This is a genomic window from Nocardia sp. NPDC051900, from assembly GCF_044452545.1.
GTDB classification, from domain to species: Bacteria; Actinomycetota; Actinomycetes; order Mycobacteriales; family Mycobacteriaceae; genus Nocardia; species Nocardia sichangensis.
In genome coordinates this window covers 355097-373931 of record NZ_JBITBU010000001.1, presented here as the reverse complement: position 1 = coordinate 373931, position 18835 = coordinate 355097, and the positions used below count along the sequence as shown (strand labels likewise).

Annotated in this window: 20 protein-coding genes and 1 pseudogene; 12 read left to right on the top strand and 9 right to left on the bottom strand. The window is 69.5% G+C overall.

The window, feature by feature from the left end; translation table 11 throughout:
* Nucleotides 1-171: 171 nt before the first annotated feature.
* Nucleotides 172-945, top strand: a complete 774-nt coding sequence (gene recO, locus ACIA5H_RS01735) for a DNA repair protein RecO (protein ID WP_379252860.1) — start codon at nucleotides 172-174, stop codon at nucleotides 943-945.
* A 274-nt stretch (nucleotides 946-1219) separates the two neighbouring features.
* Here the strand turns inward: recO and ACIA5H_RS01730 are convergent, their stop codons facing one another.
* Entirely contained in the window at nucleotides 1220-1600 is a 381-nt protein-coding gene (locus tag ACIA5H_RS01730) for a DUF1870 family protein (RefSeq protein ID WP_355072476.1), read from the bottom strand.
* Between the two features lie 121 nt (nucleotides 1601-1721).
* On the opposite strand from ACIA5H_RS01730, the gene ACIA5H_RS01725 reads away from it, so the two are divergent.
* From ACIA5H_RS01725 to ACIA5H_RS01700, 6 genes and pseudogenes are all read left to right on the top strand, one after another.
* Entirely contained in the window at nucleotides 1722-2540 is an 819-nt protein-coding gene (locus tag ACIA5H_RS01725) for an isoprenyl transferase (protein WP_397073417.1), read from the top strand.
* A 14-nt stretch (nucleotides 2541-2554) separates the two neighbouring features.
* Nucleotides 2555-2965 carry a YbjN domain-containing protein gene (locus tag ACIA5H_RS01720; RefSeq protein WP_355072967.1) on the top strand — a complete coding sequence of 137 codons (411 nt, stop codon included), beginning with the start codon at nucleotides 2555-2557 and terminating at the stop codon, nucleotides 2963-2965.
* 76 nt (nucleotides 2966-3041) lie between these two features.
* Nucleotides 3042-3982, top strand: a pseudogene (locus tag ACIA5H_RS01715) (ABC transporter ATP-binding protein).
* Nucleotide 3983: 1 nt separating this feature from the next.
* On the top strand, nucleotides 3984-4757 hold the full coding sequence (locus ACIA5H_RS01710) for an ABC transporter permease (protein WP_379252862.1): 774 nt from the start codon (nucleotides 3984-3986) through the stop codon (nucleotides 4755-4757).
* 240 nt (nucleotides 4758-4997) lie between these two features.
* Nucleotides 4998-6182: a sensor histidine kinase gene (locus ACIA5H_RS01705; RefSeq protein WP_397073163.1), complete on the top strand. Its 1185-nt coding sequence runs from the start codon at nucleotides 4998-5000 to the stop codon at nucleotides 6180-6182.
* Nucleotides 6183-6194: 12 nt separating this feature from the next.
* Nucleotides 6195-6800: a response regulator gene (locus tag ACIA5H_RS01700; protein WP_379252864.1), complete on the top strand. Its 606-nt coding sequence runs from the start codon at nucleotides 6195-6197 to the stop codon at nucleotides 6798-6800.
* A gap of 7 nt (nucleotides 6801-6807) precedes the next feature.
* Here the strand turns inward: ACIA5H_RS01700 and ACIA5H_RS01695 are convergent, their stop codons facing one another.
* Nucleotides 6808-7425 (bottom strand): TetR/AcrR family transcriptional regulator, encoded by a 618-nt coding sequence (locus ACIA5H_RS01695; RefSeq protein ID WP_379252865.1) that lies wholly within the window; start codon nucleotides 7423-7425, stop codon nucleotides 6808-6810.
* A gap of 103 nt (nucleotides 7426-7528) precedes the next feature.
* On the opposite strand from ACIA5H_RS01695, the gene ACIA5H_RS01690 reads away from it, so the two are divergent.
* Nucleotides 7529-8500 (top strand): hypothetical protein, encoded by a 972-nt coding sequence (locus tag ACIA5H_RS01690; protein ID WP_397073160.1) that lies wholly within the window; start codon nucleotides 7529-7531, stop codon nucleotides 8498-8500.
* Nucleotides 8501-8613: 113 nt separating this feature from the next.
* Here ACIA5H_RS01690 and ACIA5H_RS01685 read toward each other — a convergent pair whose 3' ends face one another.
* The 3 genes from ACIA5H_RS01685 to ACIA5H_RS01675 all read right to left on the bottom strand — a co-directional run bounded on the left by ACIA5H_RS01685 (nucleotide 8614) and on the right by ACIA5H_RS01675 (nucleotide 10495).
* Entirely contained in the window at nucleotides 8614-9579 is a 966-nt protein-coding gene (locus tag ACIA5H_RS01685) for a hypothetical protein (RefSeq protein WP_397073158.1), read from the bottom strand.
* Nucleotides 9580-9706: 127 nt separating this feature from the next.
* Nucleotides 9707-10141 carry a Fur family transcriptional regulator gene (locus ACIA5H_RS01680; RefSeq protein ID WP_355072492.1) on the bottom strand — a complete coding sequence of 145 codons (435 nt, stop codon included), beginning with the start codon at nucleotides 10139-10141 and terminating at the stop codon, nucleotides 9707-9709.
* Between the two features lie 3 nt (nucleotides 10142-10144).
* Nucleotides 10145-10495: a helix-turn-helix transcriptional regulator gene (locus ACIA5H_RS01675; protein WP_039796803.1), complete on the bottom strand. Its 351-nt coding sequence runs from the start codon at nucleotides 10493-10495 to the stop codon at nucleotides 10145-10147.
* Nucleotides 10496-10689: 194 nt separating this feature from the next.
* Here ACIA5H_RS01675 and ACIA5H_RS01670 point away from each other — a divergent pair, with 194 nt between their 5' ends.
* Nucleotides 10690-12081, top strand: a complete 1392-nt coding sequence (locus ACIA5H_RS01670; protein WP_355072494.1) for a glycine--tRNA ligase — start codon at nucleotides 10690-10692, stop codon at nucleotides 12079-12081.
* 48 nt (nucleotides 12082-12129) lie between these two features.
* On the opposite strand, the gene ACIA5H_RS01665 is transcribed toward ACIA5H_RS01670, so the two are convergent.
* The 3 genes from ACIA5H_RS01665 to ACIA5H_RS01655 form a co-directional block, all read right to left on the bottom strand.
* Nucleotides 12130-12516 (bottom strand): DUF1707 domain-containing protein, encoded by a 387-nt coding sequence (locus tag ACIA5H_RS01665; RefSeq protein ID WP_397073155.1) that lies wholly within the window; start codon nucleotides 12514-12516, stop codon nucleotides 12130-12132.
* A gap of 43 nt (nucleotides 12517-12559) precedes the next feature.
* A complete protein-coding gene (locus ACIA5H_RS01660; RefSeq protein ID WP_397073153.1) occupies nucleotides 12560-13285 on the bottom strand; it encodes a DUF899 domain-containing protein in 726 nt (241 codons plus the stop codon).
* Between the two features lie 92 nt (nucleotides 13286-13377).
* A complete protein-coding gene (locus ACIA5H_RS01655) occupies nucleotides 13378-13992 on the bottom strand; it encodes a TenA family protein (protein WP_397073151.1) in 615 nt (204 codons plus the stop codon).
* Between the two features lie 66 nt (nucleotides 13993-14058).
* On the opposite strand from ACIA5H_RS01655, the gene ACIA5H_RS01650 reads away from it, so the two are divergent.
* Complete coding sequence (locus ACIA5H_RS01650; protein ID WP_397073149.1) at nucleotides 14059-15321, top strand: acyltransferase; 1263 nt, start codon at nucleotides 14059-14061, stop codon at nucleotides 15319-15321.
* 78 nt (nucleotides 15322-15399) lie between these two features.
* Here the strand turns inward: ACIA5H_RS01650 and ACIA5H_RS01645 are convergent, their stop codons facing one another.
* The gene (locus ACIA5H_RS01645; RefSeq protein WP_397073147.1) at nucleotides 15400-17373 is read right to left on the bottom strand and encodes a TPM domain-containing protein; all 1974 of its coding nucleotides are present in this window, start codon (nucleotides 17371-17373) and stop codon (nucleotides 15400-15402) included.
* A 30-nt stretch (nucleotides 17374-17403) separates the two neighbouring features.
* Between ACIA5H_RS01645 and ACIA5H_RS01640 the strand changes: the two genes are divergently transcribed.
* A complete protein-coding gene (locus ACIA5H_RS01640; protein WP_355072505.1) occupies nucleotides 17404-18081 on the top strand; it encodes an MBL fold metallo-hydrolase in 678 nt (225 codons plus the stop codon).
* Nucleotides 18082-18151: 70 nt separating this feature from the next.
* Nucleotides 18152-18832: a YdcF family protein gene (locus tag ACIA5H_RS01635; protein WP_355072969.1), complete on the top strand. Its 681-nt coding sequence runs from the start codon at nucleotides 18152-18154 to the stop codon at nucleotides 18830-18832.
* The last annotated feature ends 3 nt before the right edge of the window (nucleotides 18833-18835 follow it).

The window sequence follows — 18835 nt, the reverse complement described above, 5'->3', positions numbered from 1 at the left end:
TTGGTGCTACGCGAGCCCGCGCGTGCCCGGTGGGGGGCCGGGCTCGTTTTGGGGCGGCCGCCGCGTCCGCGACGAAGGAGCAAGCGGCGGTCGCGCAAACGCGAGCCACAAAGGGGCCGCGAACACGCCGCGCGAAGGCGCGGCCAAACAACACAGCATTAGACTCCACTGGTGCGGCTGTATCGGGACGAGGCGGTAGTGGTTCGCCAGCACAAGCTGGGCGAGGCGGATCGCATCGTCACGCTGCTCACCCGACAGCACGGACTGGTTCGCGCGGTCGCCAAGGGGGTGCGGCGGACCAAGTCGAGGTTCGGGGCCCGGTTGGAGCCGTTCTCCTATATCGACGTGCAGCTGCACCCCGGACGCACGCTGGACACCGTGACCCAGGTGCACACGATGGAGGCGTTCGCCGCCGACATCATCGATGACTACGGGCGCTACACCACCGCGTGCGCCATCTTGGAGACCGCTGAACGCTTGGCGGGCGAGGAGCGTGCGCCCGCGCCCCGGCTGCACGCGCTCACCGCGAGCGCCCTGCGTGCCATCGCGGCCAAACAGCGCCCGCACGAACTGATCCTGGACGCATTCTTGTTGCGCGCCATGGGTTTCGCGGGCTGGGCGCCCGCATTGGACGAATGCGCCAAGTGCGCGACACCGGGCCCGCATCGGGCCTTCCATGTCGCGGCCGGAGGCGCGGTGTGCGTGCATTGCCGTCCACCAGGTGCGGCGACACCCGCCCCCGGGGTGCTCGATCTGCTGGTGGCGTTGCTGCGCGGGGAGTGGGAGCAGGTCGAGGCGACGCCCGAGGCGGTGCGCAGGCAGGCCAGCGGGCTGGTCGCGGCGCACTTGCAGTGGCATCTGGAACGTCAGCTGCGCACCCTGCCGTTGATCGAGCGGTCCCAGGACACAGCCGCGCGAACCCCGCATGTAGCCGCGCGGGGTTGAGTGGAAGCGAGGCAGTCGCAGGGGAGGCGCTGTCGGGCGGGACTCGTCCTCGGGCCGAGCTGAAACGAGGTAGCCGCAGGGGAGGCGCTGCCGGGCCGGACTCGTCCTCGGGCCGAGCTGAAACGAGGTAGCCGCAGGGGAGGCGCTGTCGGGCGGGGCCCGTTCTTCAGCCCGCGCCGGGCCGAGCGAAGGCGAGGCAGCCGCAGGGGAGGGCGCTGTCGGACAAAGTCCGTTCCTCAGCCCGCGCCGGGCCGAGCGAAGGCGAGGTAGCCGCCTACTCCACGAATTGGAGCTCTACCTGCGGCAACTCGTTCATGACGCGGGCGCACACGGCGCGATGCCAGGTGGCCGGGTAGCGGGTGTCCGGCTCGTGCTTGGAGTAGTCGTCGTTGGTCCGGTAGGTGTGCAGGCGGGGAGAGATTTCCCCGGCGTCGATGGCGTCGACCATGGCCTCGACCACCTGTTCGGTCTCGTCCGCGATGGCGGCGAGCTCGCGGGCCACGATGTCGGGGATCTGGAAGGCCCCTTTCTCCCACCGCTCGACGGTGCGTTCCGCGACCGCGAAGAACCGCGCGCACCACGGGACCGGGAGGCCGAGCAACTCACGAGTGGCGCGGAAACCAGCCGCGGTTCCGGTCCCTGGTAAATCGGTCACGTTCGAGAAACCCCTCCCCAGTATCACGATATGGAAAGAATAAGTCACCGGTGCCGGTCGGAACCGTGGAATTCGCGAGGAAGCAACGGGGCAGTGGGGGCGGTGCGGGCGATCAGGCAGGATAGAGACCGTGATCCTCCGCCGAGACTCCGCCACCGCGACCGACCCCGAGCCCGCGGGCGCCGTGCGTCCGCCCGCGCCGCATCCGTCGGGAGCTCGGCCGCCGCAGCTGCCGCCGGAACTGGTACCCAACCATGTCGCGCTCGTCATGGACGGCAACGGGCGCTGGGCTCAGGAGCGCGGATTGCCGCGCACCGCCGGGCACGAGCGCGGCGAGGCGGTGCTGATGGACACCGTGGAGGGCTGCATCGAGATCGGCGTCAAATGGTTGTCGGCGTACGCGTTCTCCACCGAGAACTGGCGGCGTAGCCCCGAGGAGGTGCGCTTCCTCATGGGCTTCAACCGTGACGTGATCCGCAGGCGTCGCGACGAGATGAACGAGATGGGCGTCCGGGTGCGCTGGGCGGGGCGGCGACCGCGCCTGTGGCGCAGCGTGATCAAGGAACTGGAGGTCGCCCAGGAACTCACCAAAAACAACACGGTGATGACGTTGACCATGTGCGTCAACTACGGCGGCCGCGCCGAGATCGCCGACGCGGCAAGGGAGATCGCGCGCCGGGTGGCGGCTGGCGAGATCGACCCGGAGAAGGTCACCGAGGCGACGGTGGCGAAATACCTGGACGAACCCGACATGCCGGACGTGGACCTGTTCTTGCGCCCTTCGGGCGAGTTCCGCAGCTCGAATTTCCTCATCTGGCAGTCCGCCTACGCCGAATTCGTCTACCAGGACACGCTTTTCCCCGATTTCGATCGCCGCAACCTGTGGGAGGCATGCCTCCAGTACGCCGCGCGGGACCGCCGTTTCGGCGGCACGAAGTGAGCGGGGGCGCGGACATGGACGCGGCGGTGACCCCGGACCGGGAACTGCAGGCACGGGCCGGGGCCTGCCTGTCGAGTTACGGCATCGACGTGCGCGTCGATGCCGAAGGGTCGCTCGGCTTCGAGTACGAGGGCGCCTTGTCGTCGCTGCGCGCGGTGAATCTGGCGCCGGGCTTGGACGTGCTGAGCCTCACCTGCGTGCTGGCCTGGGATCGCCAGCTGAAACCGCAGCTGCACAAGCGGGTCGCCGAACGCAACAACGCGCTGCAGTTCGGTTCACTCACCGTGATCGGCCACGGCAAGCTCGCGGACGTCATCTTGCGCTACACCTTCCCCGCCGCGGGGCTGGACGACAAGGCGCTCACCACCATGCTGCTGCTCGTGCTGTCCAACGCGAGCCGGGCCAGGCAGGGTCTGCTGCCCTGAGGGCATGACATCTGTCATGCCGAAGTCGTGACAGCCGTGCGAGGTTCCGGGGCGGGTTTCCCGCGACCGTAGAAGCATGACTTCAGCAACGACCACCGCGGTCCAGAGTCCGAGGCGGCCCGTGCCCGCCGTCGCGCTGCGCGACCTGCGCAAGAGTTTCCGCACCCCGGCCGGCGTGGTGCACGCTGTCGACGGGCTCGACCTGGTGATCGAGCCGGGGGAGATCGTCGCCTTCCTCGGTCCGAACGGCGCGGGCAAATCCACCACCATCGACCTGCTGCTCGGCCTGGCGCGTCCGGATTCGGGCACCGTCGCGGTCTTCGGCACGGCGCCGGAGCGAGCCGTCTCCGCAGGCCGCGTCGCCGCGGTGCTGCAATCCGGTGGCTTGCTGCCTGACCTCACCGTCGCGGAGACGGTGCGGCTGGTGGCCACGCTGCACGCGAGTCCGCGCCCCGTCGAGGAGGTGCTCGCCCGCGCGGGCATCGCGGGGATCGCCGATCGCATGGTGGGCAAGTGCTCCGGCGGTCAGCGCCAGCGCCTCCGGTTCGCGCTGGCGCTGTTGCCGGACCCGGAGCTGATCGTGCTCGACGAACCCACCACCGGTATGGATGTCGAAGGGCGCCGGGAGTTCTGGAACGCGATGCGGGAGGATTCGCGGCGCGGCCGCACCGTCCTGTTCGCCACGCACTATCTGGACGAGGCCGACGCCTACGCCGACCGCATCGTGCTGGTGCGCGCGGGCCGGGTCATCGCCGACGGCAGCGCGGCCGAGATCAAGAACCTGGCCGCGGGCCGTACCGTCGCCGCGACCCTGCCCGGCGCGGACCCCCCCGGCTGCTAGTGATCCCCGGCGTGGATGACGTCGAGTTGCGTGGTGACCGAATCCTGGTGCGTGCCAAGGACTCCGACGCCGTCGCTCGATTTCTGCTGAACCACACCGCCGCGGTCGATCTGGAGATCACCGCGCACAACCTGGAAACCGCCTTCCTCGCGCTGACCACGGCAGGAGATCACTGACATGACCACACTCGTCTCCCGGCCCGTCGCCACCACGCTCGGCGGCTTCAACCTCGGCTTCCTGCGCCTGGAGCTGCGCCGCATGCTGCGCAACCGGCGGACCCTGATCTTCACGCTGGTCATGCCGCCGTTGTTCTTCGTCATCTTCGGACTGCAATCCGATTACCGGACCCAGTCCTACGGCTCGGGCAACGTGACCGGCTACGTCATGGTGTCGATCGCGGTGTACGGCGCGATGCTGGCCACCACCAGCGGCGGCGCGATGGTCGCCGTCGAGCGTGCGCAGGGATGGAGCCGCCAGCTGCGGCTCACACCGTTGCGGCCGGTGGCGTACATCGCGGTCAAGGTCGTGGTCGCGATGGTGCTCGGGCTCGTCTCGGTGGCCGCGGTGTTCGCGGTCGGCGCGGCGCTCGGCGCCCACCTCGCACCCGCGGCGTGGGTGGAGTGCTTTCTGCTCGCCTGGGTCGGCTCGCTCGTGTTCGCGGCATTCGGCCTGTTCGTGGGCTATCTGCTGCCGTCGGAGAACGTGATGCAACTGCTCGGTCCGGTGCTGGCGGCGCTGTCGTTCGCGGGCGGACTGTTCATGCCGCTGCACGGCTGGTTCGCGACCGTGTCGAAGGTGATGCCGACCAACGGCGTAGCCACGCTGGCCCGGCTGCCGTTCGGCGACACCGGCGGTGGGTCGGTCCTCGGGGCGGTGGTCGATGTCGCGGTCTGGTCGGCGGTCTTCGTGTTCGGTGGGGCCGCGTTGTTCCGGCGTGACACCGCGCGCTGAACGCCGGCCGCGCAACCGGTCCGCTATCTGGACGGCCGGTTCCGCCGTGCGCGGCCGGTGCGGTGGGACGGCGTTCCGTGGCGTCGGCGGACAGCGCGTGCGGTCTGGATTTGCTCATAGCCGCGACGTATGCGCGATCCCGGGCGAACCGGTGCCGGTAGCGTCGCCTCCCATGATCGACCACGACCGGCGAGCCGTGCACCGCCGCCTCCGTCCCGCCCGGCCGCAGCGAGGTGGCGCATGGACGTGAAGACGGCGGGCGGCGCGCGGCCGAGAAGGTCCGCCGGTCTGGTGGACGGCATGCTCGACTGGCAGTCGTTCGGTCCCGATGGGCGGCGCAGGGGCTGGTTCGGCGCTGTCATGTCGCTGGTCTGGCTGGCCTATCTGATCGGACCGATCAGGCGGCGCTGGGCCGAGGGCGAGCCCGCGCAGGCGGTGGCCGCCATCGCGTGCGTGCTCGCGTTCGCGGCGCTGATCGTCGTCGCGTTCGTCGCGTTCCGCAGGTACGCCAAGGACGGCGCGCCCGACGACTTACCGGTCGACCGCAGGGCCTGGCTGCTGCTGGCCGCGATGGCGGCATTGTCCGTGACGATGGGGGCGCTGCTCGGCGGGGACGGTCTGCCCACGGCGCTCTATGTCGCGGTGGTCGCCGTGTTCGTGCTTCCGCTGCGCACTTCCGCCGTCGTCGTGGTCGTCATCATGACGATCATGCTGGTGGCCCCGTTCGCGGTGCCGTCGTGGCATCTGGGCGGGACGCCGTTCTACCTCGCGTTCATTCCCGTGGCCGTGTGGGTGGCCAGACAGCTCGGGTTCCGCGGCGACCGGCTCGCCGAGCTGGCTCGCAGGCAGCGCGCGGAACTGGAGATCATCGAGGAACGCAATCGCGTCGCCCGTGACGTGCACGACATCCTCGGCCATTCGCTCACCGTCATCACCGTGAAAACCGAACTCGCCCAACGACTGCTCGACGTCGACGCGAACCGTGCGCGGACCGAACTGGCCGATATCGAACGGCTCGCGCGCGAAGCGCTGGCCGGGGTGCGGGAGACCGTCGGAGGCCTGCGGGAGGTGTCGTTGCGCGGCGAGCTGGCCAACGCGCGGACCGCCCTGGCCGCCGCGAGCATCGACGCGGAACTGCCGGAACCGGCGAGCCTGCCGGACACACCGTCGGGCGAACTGCTGGGTTGGGTGCTGCGCGAAGCGGTCACCAACGTGATCCGGCACAGCGCCGCGCGCCGCTGCGCCGTGACCGTCACCGCGACGTCCATCGAGGTGGTCGACGACGGTCGCGGCCTCCCCGCCGACAGCGCGTCCGGCTCGGGGCTGGCGGGGCTGCGGGAGCGCGTGCGCGCCGCGGGTGGAACACTGACGCTGTCGACGCCGGAGGGCGGGGGCGTGCGCATTCGCGCCACGATCCCGGAATAGGAAGCGAGTGCCATGATCCGGCTGTTGCTGGCGGACGACCAGGCTTTGGTGCGCGGCGCGTTGGCCGCGCTGCTCGGGCTGGAGCACGACCTGGAGGTGGTCGGCGAGGTCGGGCGTGGCGACGAGGTGCTCGACGCGGTCGAGCGGACCGGTCCCGACGTGGTGCTGCTGGACGTCGAGATGCCCGGGATGGACGGCATCACCGTGGCCGGGAAACTGCACGCCGCCCACCCGGACGTGCGGATTCTGATGGTCACCACCTTCGGCAGGCCCGGTTACCTGCGCCGCGCGATCGACGCGGGCGCGAGCGGTTTCGTCGTCAAGGACACTCCGGCCAGGGAATTGGCCGACGCCGTGCGGCGTGTCCAGATGGGGTTGCGGGTGATCGACCCGGGCCTGGCCGCGGAGACGTTGACGGCGGGCACCTCCCCGCTGACCGCGCGAGAACGCGAGGTGCTCGCCGCGGCGGCCGACGGTGCGCCCGCGAGCGCCATCGCGAAGCGGTTGCACCTGTCGGAAGGCACGGTGCGCAACCACCTTTCGTCGGCGATCGGCAAGACCGGCACGAGCACGCGCGCGGAAGCGGTGCGCGCGGCCGAACGTCTCGGCTGGCTGTGACGGCGGGTCAGCCGACTGCCGGACGCGCGGGCTCGCCGTAGGGGAGCAGTATGCGCACGCCGAGCGCCAGCGTTTGCGGGTCGAGATCGCCGAGGATGAGGTGCTGGAGGATGAATCCCGGCAGCAGTCCGATGATCGCCTTGGCCACGGCGTCGACATCGGCGTCTGCGGGTAGCCAGCCTTTGTCGCGCATCCGTTCGGCGTAGGTCACCCACAGCGCGCGCATCGCGAGCATCGTCTCGCGGACCATCACCGCCGCCCCGGGATGCACCAGGGCCAGGGCCCAGGCTTGCGGCGCCAGTCGCACCGGCCCGTCGGGCCCGCTGCGCCGCACCACCTCCTCGGCGATCATGGTGATCAGTTCGGCGGGCGTGGGCAGTGGATCGCGGCGGATCGCCTCGTCCATGGCGATGCGCAAGGCCACCGTCGTCTCCGTGGCGAGCGCGGTGATCAGTTCGTCCTTGCTCTTGAAGTAGCGGTAGACCGCACCGGCCGATAGCCCCGATTCCGTGAACACGTCCTGCATGGAGGTCTCGTAGAACCCCTTGCGGGCGAAGCAGCGCCGCGCGGCATCCATGATCTGCTGCCTGCGGCGCTCCAGGTGTTCTTCGCTGACTCGGGGCATGAGCCCAAAATAAAACGAATATCCGTTCTTGACAACCGGATGACCTCGTGCGACGGTAGGCGCAACTAAAAAGAACGAGCATTCGATTTTTAGGGAGAAGGCCATGAACACCACGCAGCGGGCGTTCGCTCTCGGCCTCGGCGCCACCCTGCTCCAAGCGCTGATGCTGATCGCGTTCGCCTGGCCCGCCGCGCACATCGCGCCCCGTGACCTGCCGCTGGCCGTCACCGGTCCGCAGGCGGCGATGGTCACCGGCAAGCTCGCCGAGCACAGTCCGGGGGCCTTCGAGATCAGCGCGCCCGCGGACGAGGCCGCCGCCCGCGCCGCCATTCGGAACCGGGAGGTCTACGGGGCGATCGTCACCGGCGACGGACCGCCGCGCATGCTGGTCGCCTCCGGCGCGAGTCCCGCTGTCGCACAGCAACTCACCCAGATCGGGCAGCAGCTCTCCGGCGCGCCCGCCGTTGCTGTCGAGGACGTGGTTGCGGCCGACTCCGACGATCCACGGGGCGCGGCGTTCGGCGCGATGGTGTTGCCGCTGGTGATGTCCGGCATCGCGGCGGGTGTGCTGCTGGCACTGCTGGTCCCGTCGATCGGCGGCAAAGTGCTCGGACTGGTCACCTTCGGCGTCGCGGGCGGACTGCTCGGCATGGCGATCATCCAGGGCTGGCTGTCGGTGGTGCCCGGGCCGTATCCGGTGCTCGCGGCGGTCGGCGGGCTGGTGTCGTTCGCGGTCGCGGGCGCGGTGGTCGGGCTCGCCGCCGTGCTCGGGCGAGCAGGCATCGGCATCGCCGCGCTCACGATGCTGCTGGTCGGCAACCCGTTCTCCGCGGCCACGTCGGCGCCGGAGCTGTTGCCGCAGCCGTGGGGCGCCGTCGGCCAGTGGCTGCCGCCCGGCGCCGCCGCGTCGCTGCTGCGCTCGGTCGCGTTCTTCGACGGCACCGGCGCGAGCGGACCGCTACTGGTACTGCTGATCTGGAGCGCGGTCGCGCTCGCGCTGCTCGGTGCGGCCGCGGTGCGCGGTCGTCCGGCCGAGGCGCAGGCCGCGGACCGGGACGCGATCCCGGTCGGCTGAATCCGTCACCGCGGCGGGCCGCCCTCGCGGGAGGGCGGCCCGCCGTCAGCGCTTGGCCCATCGGCCGCAGCCGTTCTCGTCCTCGTGTGGCGCCACGAGTCCGGGCGGTCGGCTCAGCCCACCGTGAACGACAGGGTGGGTGCGGTGGCGGCGCCCTCTTGCTTCTGGGCGTTGTACGTCACCGTGTAAGGGCCGGCGCCAGGGGAGGGCACCACGAAGACCACGTAGTTCTTCGGGTTGTCGATGGTCTCGTTCGCGTTGAGCAACTCGTTGATCGGGCCGCGGATGTCGGCGGCCACGGTCTGGCCGTCGGGGGTCCGGACGGTGAAGTAGTCGTAGAAGATGTTCGTGCCGCCCGCGGCGATGCCGGGGCCGCCGACGAGCTTGATGCGCAGTGCGAGATCGGATTTGCCGTTCTCGTTCTTGGTGTAGCTCGGGCTGATCCGGCCGCCGGTGACCTCAATGGTCGTCTGGTCCTGCACGAGGGTGCCGGTGACGGCCAGCGCCTTCGGTTGGACGCTGTCCACCTTGCCCGCCGCGGCGAGCGGAATCTTGGTCTGGTTGTCGGCGGCCGCCCCGTACACGACGGTCATCGTGTCGATGAGGTGCTCGGCGTCCTTGGCCGACTTGAACGACGTGGTCGCGGTGCCGGTGGCGGAGCCGTTGCCGGGCACCGTCGGGCTGTCGAAGATCGCGCCGCCGTCCACCTCTTTGCCGACCAGCAGCGACGGCGTGATGCTCAGCGTGTGGTTGTCGAGAGTGGTGTTCTTGTAGGTGATGTCGACGCGCACCTTCGCGCCGCCGTATTCGTCCGGCACCACGGTCGCCTTGTCCACAGTGATGTCGAATCCGTCGTACCAGCCGGTCTTGCCGACTGTGCGGACGGTCGACTGCCCGTTCGCCGCGCCAGGCTCCGCGGCCACTCCGGTCGCGGTGGTCGACGGGACCGCCACCGGAGTGCCGTCCTCGTCCTGGCACGCCGAAAGCAATAACGCCGAGGCCACGACGAGCGCGGCCCCGGCGACGGTCACGGCCCGGCGGCGCACCGGGCGTACGGATGAGTCGGTGATCGTTGACACGCTGCCTCCCCAGCAGATGGCGGATCCTTCGTATCGAGCCCGGATCGGCCCAGGTTTCCGAGGATCTCGCCGGTGAATCTCCGCTGGTCGCAGCCGCGTTAACCCGACACGCCGGGAATCGGTGCGATCACCGGTCGCGTCGGCGCGCCGTCCCGCATGCCGTGCAGGTGCCGAACACCTCGAGGGTGTGGCTGATCTCGGTGAAGCCGTGCTCGCCCGCGATCGCCTCGGCCCACGCCTCCACCGTCGGGCCCTCCACCTCCACGGTGCGGCCGCAATGCCTGCAGACCAGGTGGTGATGATGGCCGGTGGAGCACTGGCGATAGACCGACTCGCCGGAGTCGGTGCGCAGCACATCGACCATGCCCGCGTCGGCCAGCGACTGCAGCGTCCGGTAGACCGTGGTCAGCCCGATGCCCTCGCCGCGTCTGCGCAGCTCGTCGTGTAGATCCTGGGCGGAGCGGAACTCATCGATGTCACCGAGCAGCGCGGCGATGGCGCTGCGCTGCCTGGTGCTGCGGATGCCGACCGGTTTCTGCGGAACGGCCGTGTTGTCTGGCACGAATCACCCTTCCTCGGCGTGCGCGACGGCGTCGACGACGATGTGCGCCAGATGGTCGTCGACGAGTTCGTAGAGCACCTCGCGACCCGAACGCTCACCGTGCACGACACCGGCGGCCTTGAGGATACGCAGATGCTGACTGACCAGTGGTTGCGTGACACCGAGCGCGTCGACCAGTTCGTGCACACACCGCGGTGATTCGCGCAACTGCAGCACGATAGCAATCCGAACCGGCGCGGCCAGCGCCCGCAACAGCTCACCCGCGTCCTCCAGCACGGTTCGCGGGGGTACCGGCGCCGGTCCCGGCGACCGATACGGGTTGTGCGGCGGTGCCGCGGCGGTCTCGGCGGTCATGTCACCAACTCCTTAATGGAAAGCATTACCAGTTTGCGTATGCACAGGTGCGCATGTCAAACGGGCGCGCCGAACCGTGCGGTTGAAACCGCCGCGGACGCTGCCGATAGGCTGGGCGCAATCGCGGCTATGACACAAAACTATTGTGTTCATGCAAGGCAAATTCCGACTCGCAGTGGATGGAGAATTCTCGCGTGGCACCCAAGTCGAAGGTGGACACCGTTGCCAACCTCGCCAAGCGCCGGGGTCTGGTGTACCCGTGCGGTGAGATCTACGGAGGCACCAAGTCGGCGTGGGATTACGGGCCGCTGGGCGTCGAGCTCAAGGAGAACATCAAGAAGCAGTGGTGGCGCGCCATGGTCACCGCCCGCGAGGACGTCGTCGGTCTCGACTCCTCGGTGATCCTGCCCCGTCAGGTCTGGGTCGCCTCCGGTCACGTGGGCGTGTTCAACGACCCGCTGGTCGAGTGCCTCAACTGCCACCACCGCTTCCGGCAGGACCACCTGCAAGAGGCGTACGCGCTGAAGAACAAGATCGACGACCCCGACACGGTCTCGATGGAGCTCATCGCCTGCCCGAACTGCGGCACCGTCGGCCGCTGGACCGAGCCGCGCGACTTCAACATGATGCTCAAGACCTACCTCGGCCCGATCGAGTCCGAGGAGGGCCTGCACTACCTGCGCCCGGAGACCGCCCAGGGCATCTTCGTGAACTTCGCCAACGTGATGACGACCGCGCGCAAGAAACCGCCATTCGGCATCGCGCAGATCGGCAAGAGCTTCCGCAACGAGATCACCCCGGGCAACTTCATCTTCCGCACCCGCGAGTTCGAGCAGATGGAGATGGAGTACTTCGTCAAGCCGGGCGAGGACGAGGAGTGGTACAAGTACTGGATCGAGACGCGGTTCTCCTGGTACACCGACCTCGGCATCGACGCGGAGAACCTGCGACTGTTCGTGCACCCGAAGGACAAGCTCTCGCACTACTCGGCGGGCACCACCGACATCGAGTACCGCTTCGGCTTCCAGGGCAACGAGTGGGGTGAGCTGGAGGGCATCGCCAACCGCACCGACTTCGACCTGAAGACGCATTCCGAGCACTCCGGCACCGAGCTGAGCTTCTTCGACCAGACCACCAACGAGCGCTACATCCCGTACGTCATCGAGCCGGCCGCGGGCCTCACCCGCTCGCTGATGGCCTTCCTGGTGGACGCCTACGCCGAGGACGAGGCGCCCAACGCCAAGGGCGGCGTGGACACCCGCACGGTGCTGCGCCTGGACCGCCGCCTCGCGCCGGTGAAGGCGGCGGTGCTGCCGCTGTCGCGCAACGCCGATCTCACGCCGAAGGCGAAAGACCTGGCCGCGCAGCTGCGCAAGCACTGGAACGTCGAGTTCGACGACGCGGGCGCCATCGGCCGCCGCTACCGCCGCCAGGACGAGATCGGCACGCCGTTCTGCATCACGGTCGACTTCGAGACGCTCGACGACCAGGCGGTGACCATCCGCGAACGCGACACGATGACCCAGGAGCGCATCGCGCTGGACAAGGTCGAGGGCTACCTGGCCCAGCACCTGATCGGCGCCTGAGCTACGACGCCGCGCCCCGTGGCCGATGGGCCACGGGGCACTGTCGTTTCAGCTGTTCTTGCGGGTGACGATGCCGATCGTGGTCGGGATGAGCAGCGCGAGACCCCACGGCACCGCGACCCAGAACGGCCAGAAGTAGCCCGCGCCGGTGGCCAGGTAGATCGCCACGCACAGCGCGTTCACGAACACCCACGGCGTCCACATGATCGTGATCCACTGCGGGATGCCTTTGGCGCGCACGGGCTGTGCTTCCCGTTGTGCGGGAAGGTCGGACAGCAGCGGCGTCAGCTCGCCGTAGGTCTTGGCGGCGTATACCTGTTGCAGCCGATCATCGAATTCGGCGAGCGACAGCCTGCCCTCGTTCATAGCGAGGCGCAGCCGGTCGATGATCTTCTCGCGATCGGCGTCGGACGCCCGCATGTGCTCCTGACTCACCGTGTCAGCCTAGGTCCACTCGGCCGGTGGGGCGGAGTGGTCGTCAGTGGCAATGGGATTCCGCCTTGCCGTAACTGTCGTGGTGCAGCGCTTCGCCGACGTGCTTCTGCCTGCCCAACGGCGTGAGATCGAGGTACTGGTGGGTGCCGATGAGGATGTCGCCGCCGCGGCCGTAGGACGAGTAGGTGTGGAACACCGCGCCGTCGTCGTCACGCCAGAACACGCTGGTGCCGGGCTGTTCGCCCGCTCCGTGATAGCTGTGGCCGCGTGCCTCCAACTCCGCCTTCGTACGGTAGTTGTATTCCACCGGCGCGCGGGATTCGTCCTGGGGGACATGGAAGTCGTAGTTGAAGTCGCTGTCGAACGACGAGTACATCGGGAAGGTCCAGCCCATACGCTCGCGGTACCGGTCGAGCGTCTCCCACGGACCGCGTGACACGGCCGCGAACGTGGTGTCCTGCGCGTTCAGGTGGGCCAGGTGGCCGACGTTGTCGAGCAGCATCGCGCAGCTCGGACAGCCCGCGTCCAGATCCCAGCGCCACATCATGTGGTAGACGATGAGCTGGCGGCGCCCGTCGAACAGTTCGGGCAGGGTCGTGCGGCCCGTGGGACCTTCGAAGACGTATTCCTTGTCGATCGCGACCATCGGCAGGGCACGGCGTTTCGCCGCCAGCTCGTCCAAGCGATGGGTGATCGCCTTCTCCTCGGCCAGCAAGCTGATACGCGCGGCCAGCCATTCCTCGCGTGACGCGACGGTGGGGCGGTTCATAAGGGTCTCCTCGATGCCGGGACAGTGCTCTGTACAGGTAGACGGAGCCGCCCGGCAGGAGTCATCGGCGGACCGAGGAATTCGTCCGGGGATCAGGATCGGAGCGGAACGTCCCAGAACGCCAGCTCGTGCCGGAGCCCTTCGCGAAACAGGTCTTCCGCCCGACCCGGATCAACCCCGGACTCGTCGATCATCTGCGCGCAGCGGCGGGTGAGGGCGGCGAATCCGGGATCGGCGTAGGTGTCCACCCAGCGGCGGTAGCGCGGTTCGGCGGGCGGGTGCTGGGCGAGCCGGGCGCCGAGCGTGGAGTATCCCCACATGCACGGGTAGAGCGCGGCGAGACCCTCGCCGTAGGACGCGGCGGAGTCCAGCAGAAACGCCGTGTACGCGGTGCACGGAGCGCCTTTGACCGCGCCGTCGAGGTCCGCGCCGAACTCGGCGGCCAGCGAGCGGTGCAGCGACAGCTCCTCGTGGTAGGTGGCGTGCGCGAGGTCGACCAGGTCACCGAGATGGGCGGCCGGAGCCTGCCACGCGAGGCGGGCGAACACGCGGACGTAGTCGAGCAGGAACAGGTAGTCCTGCTCCAGCCAGGACCGGAAGACCGGTTCGGGCAGAGTGCCCTCGGCGATACCGAGCACGGTGGGATGGGCGAGTTGTTCCTCCACCGCGGGAAGGCCGATTTGCTCCAGATGCGCCGCGAGACTCATACCGGCAGTCTTCCGCATCCGCCCGGTCGGTTTGCGCCCGTGCCGGCTGTGCCGCACCCTTGCCGTGTGTTGTGGGATGAGGAAGCTCCGATTCGCGTGCTGGCGCCGTCGGAGCAGCGGTTCGTTCGGCATGGCACCTACACGGGCCGGTCGGTGTCGGTACGGGGAGCGCTCGATGTGACGGCGCTGCGGGAGGCATTCGCGACCTTGCGGCGCGCGTATCCGGTGATCGGCTGCAGAATCGTGGAAGACGCTGCGGGACTGGGATATCTGTTCGGCGCGGACGAGAGGGCATGGATCCCGGTTTCCGTGCGTGAGGGCGACCTGGCGGCGATCGGCGTTCCCGCGATGGATCCGGCGGTCCAGCTGGCCTATCTGGACGTCGTGGGCTCGGGCGCGAACGAGTGGCGTGTCACGCTGTTCGCTCACCACAGCGTCGCCGACGCGGGCTACTGTGTGGAACTGCTGTCCCGACTATGGGATTTCTATACCGGCGTTTCCGAAGGTCGGCCGATAAACGTTGCGCCACAAGCGCTCCCGCAGTCTTTGGAGTGGTATGCGGCGGAACGGGGCATCACCGCGGCCGCGAAGTCCGGCTTCGAGGAGGTGACCAAGCCGCTTACGCTGGAGGCCAGGAACGTGCCGTCCGATAACGCGAAACCCGCGCCGAGTACGCTCGCCCGTCCTGTACGCGTGCGGCTCAACCGGGCGGCTACAGCGCAGATCGCCGATCTCGCACGCAAGACCGGTGTGACGGTGAACGGTTTGCTCACCGCCGCACTGCTGCGCGCGTACGCTCGTGAGACAGGCGGCGGCACAACAGCTCTGGGCTGCCTGTATCCGGTCGACCTGCGTAACAGGCTGGAGCCGCCGGTCGCCGCCTCGGCGGGTACCAACATGGCCGGACTGGCTTCCTTCGCGGGCGAGGTGGATCCGGCCGCCAGCCCGGTCGAACTGGCACAGCGCATTTCGAGTCGGCTGACGCGCGACCTGTCCGAAGGCATCGTGCAGCAGTCCGTGCTGCACTTCCCGGATTACTACGGTGCCACCAGGATTCATTCGCTGGCCGGACATATCGCGGTGACCAATACCGGCGTCGTCCCGGTGTTCCGCACACCGGCCACGCTCGAGCTCACCGACTACGAGATCGTCTACGTCTCGGCGCATCCCCGCCCGTCCGCGGGCGCGTCGGCCGCGGTCACCTATCTGGTCTACACGTTCGCGCAGGAGCTGATCGTGGGCGTGCTCGGTGGTGGCGCGCATGCCGACGGCCTGCCCGAGGCGGTGCGGGCGGAGTTGACCGCCCTGTCCGCGGCCGGCGCTCGCTGACCGGTGCAGGACCGGTTCCCTGCTGAGCCATCGACCGGTCCCGGTCTACGGCCGCACCCGGTGGCAGGATCGAGCCGTTCAGAATCTGCCGCCACGGCCGATGCGCCGGGAACCGGAGGAACCACCGTACGAGCCGGGGCTCCAGCCGCCCCCGGAGTGCCGAGCGCCGCTCGCCGCCCCGCGCAGCAGTCCTTCGAGCAGGATGCCGCCGAGCACCGCCCCGGTCTGGGCGCTGCCGGAGGGCGCCCGGTCCGCCTCCCATGCCCGCACGCTGGCCTGCGCCGCATGGAGCGCGCGCCCGGCCAGATCCGCCGCCGCCTGCGCGCGCCGCAGTGCGTCGGCGGGATCGTTCGCGCTCGATTGCTGCGCCTCGTCGAGGTTGCGCTGTGCTTCCGACAGGCGGGTGCGCGCTTCGGCGTCGATGCCGCCGCGCCGGGTGCTGATGTAATCGGCGGCCGCACCGATCCGGGCGCGAGCGTCCGTGAGCGCTCGATCGAGCCTGCGCCGCAGGTCTTCGGCGGCGAGTTTGCGGTCGGTGGCCCCCGCGACGGCGCGGTCCAGATCCGCGTCGGCGGTGACCGCGTCGTGGAAGGCGCTCAGCGGATCGATGTCGCCCGTGGCCGTCGCCTGCTCCAGAGCGGACCGCGCCGCGGTGCGGGCGTCGGCCAGTTCCGGCCCGCCGTAGTCGGCGAGCTCGGCGGCGGAGGCGAGGTCGCGGCGCAACTCGTCCAGCACACCCGGCAGGCCGTCGCGGGCCTGCTGGATGGCGCTCGACGCGTTGTCGACCGCGTCGAGCAGGGAACGCGCCTGACCGATCGCTGCCTCGGCGGAACGAATGGCGGCGACCGCGCCGCCTTGCTCGCCGACCGGTTCGGTGAGCGCGCCACGTCCCGCGTCGACGTTCTGCTCCGCGAACGTCAGGCGCTCGCGTGCCATCCGCACGTTGTCCTCGATCGGCGCGAGCACACTGGCCGGATGGGTGGCGGCGAGCCGGCTCAGCTCGGTTTCCGAGCCGGGAATCCGGGCGGTCACGTCGACGACATCTCTGGTGAGGGCGTCCAGCCGTGCCGAGGCGTTGAGCAGCAGATCGCGCATCGCGTCGAATTCCGCGACCTGCGCGTCGAGTTCCCGGTCGGCGCGCCCCACCGTGCCGATCAGCTCGACCAGCAGCGAGCGCTGTTCGTCGGGGGTCTCCGGGATCGCGTCGTCCAGGCGCTGCCGGATCGCGAACGCCGCGGCGGCAGCGGTTTTCGCGTTGTCGAGGGCGGTGCGGAAGGGCGTGGTGGCGGTGGCGCCGAACTCGCCGGTGGCGAGCTCGAGTTCCTCGCCGCTGGTGCGAATCGCGTTGTCGATTTCCACCAGCGTCTCCCGAGAGCGGGTCTGCAGCGCTTCCAACGGCAGTTCGGACAGCGCCGTCGCGTTCTCCGGATCCAATTGCCGTGCCGCCGCCAGTTCGGCCTCGAACCGTTCACGACGCCGTTTGCGCGCGTACCAGACGAGGCCGCCCGCCACCAGAATCACCAGCAGGCCGATGACGAGCAGGGCACCGACGTTCACCCCGCCGCCGCGCATGGCCGCGTCCAGTCCGGCGGCGGTCGCGACCCCCGCGTCGGCCCAGCGCCCGTCGCGCAGGGCCGGCTCGACGTGGCCGATCAGGATGTCGTCGAGTTCGGAATCGCTGATCTCGCCGGGCGCTTCGCCCTCCAGCCAATACGCGCGATCCTCGGTGGCGACCGCGAGCAGCAGGTCCCGTTGGCCGAACCCGGATATCGAGGCGGTGCGCCTGGCCCAGTCCCGCGGCTGCATCCCGTCGAAGCCGCGCACGTACACCACCCACAGCCGCAGCTGCTCGTCGGCGTAGAGCTGGTCCACCGCACCGCGCACCCGATCGCGCTGACCTTGGTCGAGCACACCGGCCGGATCCTCCACATAGGTGTTCATCCGTAGCGGCGGTTCCGCCGCGATCGTCGGAGCGCCCAGCAAGGCGATCGCGGCCAGTAGGACGCTGATCGCGAGCAAGCGGACGAAGCGGATCCGCGACGGCAGTGACATGGCACGAATCTAGCTCGCTAGCATCATTTCGTGATCACCATCGATCGCCCGTACAGCGGCCACGTGTCACCGGATTCGAATCCGCAGCAGCGCGACGTCCCCGGCGCCCGCATCGTCAAGATGTCCGTCGGCGGCATGGACAACAACTGTTACCTGGTGCAGTGCACCGGCACCGGCGCGGCCCTGCTCATCGACGCCGCCAACGAGGCGCCCCGCATCGCGGCCCTCGTCGAGCAGGAGGCGCCCGGGCAGGTCCAGCTGATCGTCACCACCCATCAGCACCGCGACCACTGGCTGGCGCTGCGGGAGACCACCGCGGCCACCGGCGCTCCCACCGCGGCGCACCCGCTCGACGCCGACCCGCTGCCGGTCCGCCCCGATCGGCTGCTCGCCGAGGGCGACACCGTCACCATCGGCGATCTGGTCTTCGAGGTCATCCACCTGCGCGGCCACACACCGGGGTCGATCACCCTCGCACTCACCGACGGGGCGGGACGCACTCACCTGTTCACCGGGGACTCGCTGTTTCCCGGCGGCGTCGGGCGCACCAGCTCCCCGGAGGACTTCGGCTCGCTGTTCACCGACGTCTCGGCCAAGCTCTTCGACCGCTACCCCGACGACACCGTCGTCTACCCCGGCCACGGCGACGACACCACCCTCGGCGCCGAGCGTCCCAGCCTTCCGGCTTGGCGAGACCGCGGCTGGTAACCGCCCCTGACGGTAACCGGTCCGGGGCCTGCACGGCTTTTGGCAGACTTGGGGAGTGGATTTGCCAACGATGCGCACCCGAGCCGTCCCGGCGCCCGAACCTGCCCGCCCACAGGGCTTCGGCGCCGGGTTGCTGCGCTGGACCCGGCGGCTCGTCGTCGGCTCCGTCGTGATGGGCGCGGTGCTGGTCGGCGGGACCGCCTTCCGCGTGTGGCAGGTCGCGCGCATCGACGACTACACGAAGGCCGACGCGATCGTCGTGCTCGGCGCGGCGCAGTACTCCGGAACGCCGTCCTCGGTGTTCGAAGCGCGACTCGATCAGGCGTACAAGCTGTTCCGGGCGGGTGTCGCTCCGCGCGTCATCACCGTGGGCGGCAAGCAGGAGGGCGATCTGTTCACCGAAGCCGCCTCGGGCAAGAACTATTTGCAGGCGCGCGGCGTGCCCGCCGACAAGATCCTCGCCGTGGAAACCGGATCGGACACCCTGCGCAGCATCGAAGCGGTGGTCACGGCGATGCGGGCGCGGGACATGTCGTCGGCGGTGCTGGTCAGCGATCCCTGGCATTCGCTGCGCACCCGCACCATGGCCCGCGACGAGGGGCTGGCGGCGTGGACCGCCCCCACCAGAACCGGTCCCGCCGTCTACACGCGGGAATCCCAGGCGCACGGCATCGCCAGGGAGACCGGCGCCCTGCTGTGGTACCAGCTCACCCACTTCTCGGCGGATTTCACCTACACGGCGGGACAGTGAGGC

Excerpts from the sequence above, each read along its gene's own strand:
- ACIA5H_RS01720 (WP_355072967.1), top strand. The coding sequence starts at position 2,555 with ATGGACGCGGCGGTGACCCCGGACCGGGAACTGCAGGCACGGGCCGGG.
- ACIA5H_RS01710 (WP_379252862.1), top strand. The coding sequence starts at position 3,984 with ATGACCACACTCGTCTCCCGGCCCGTCGCCACCACGCTCGGCGGCTTC.
- ACIA5H_RS01705 (WP_397073163.1), top strand. The coding sequence starts at position 4,998 with ATGGACGTGAAGACGGCGGGCGGCGCGCGGCCGAGAAGGTCCGCCGGT.
- ACIA5H_RS01700 (WP_379252864.1), top strand. The coding sequence starts at position 6,195 with ATGATCCGGCTGTTGCTGGCGGACGACCAGGCTTTGGTGCGCGGCGCG.
- ACIA5H_RS01695 (WP_379252865.1), bottom strand. The coding sequence starts at position 7,425 with ATGCCCCGAGTCAGCGAAGAACACCTGGAGCGCCGCAGGCAGCAGATC.
- ACIA5H_RS01690 (WP_397073160.1), top strand. The coding sequence starts at position 7,529 with ATGAACACCACGCAGCGGGCGTTCGCTCTCGGCCTCGGCGCCACCCTG.
- ACIA5H_RS01675 (WP_039796803.1), bottom strand. The coding sequence starts at position 10,495 with ATGACCGCCGAGACCGCCGCGGCACCGCCGCACAACCCGTATCGGTCG.
- ACIA5H_RS01660 (WP_397073153.1), bottom strand. The coding sequence starts at position 13,285 with ATGAACCGCCCCACCGTCGCGTCACGCGAGGAATGGCTGGCCGCGCGT.
- ACIA5H_RS01655 (WP_397073151.1), bottom strand. The coding sequence starts at position 13,992 with ATGAGTCTCGCGGCGCATCTGGAGCAAATCGGCCTTCCCGCGGTGGAG.
- ACIA5H_RS01645 (WP_397073147.1), bottom strand. The coding sequence starts at position 17,373 with ATGTCACTGCCGTCGCGGATCCGCTTCGTCCGCTTGCTCGCGATCAGC.
- ACIA5H_RS01635 (WP_355072969.1), top strand. The coding sequence starts at position 18,152 with ATGCGCACCCGAGCCGTCCCGGCGCCCGAACCTGCCCGCCCACAGGGC.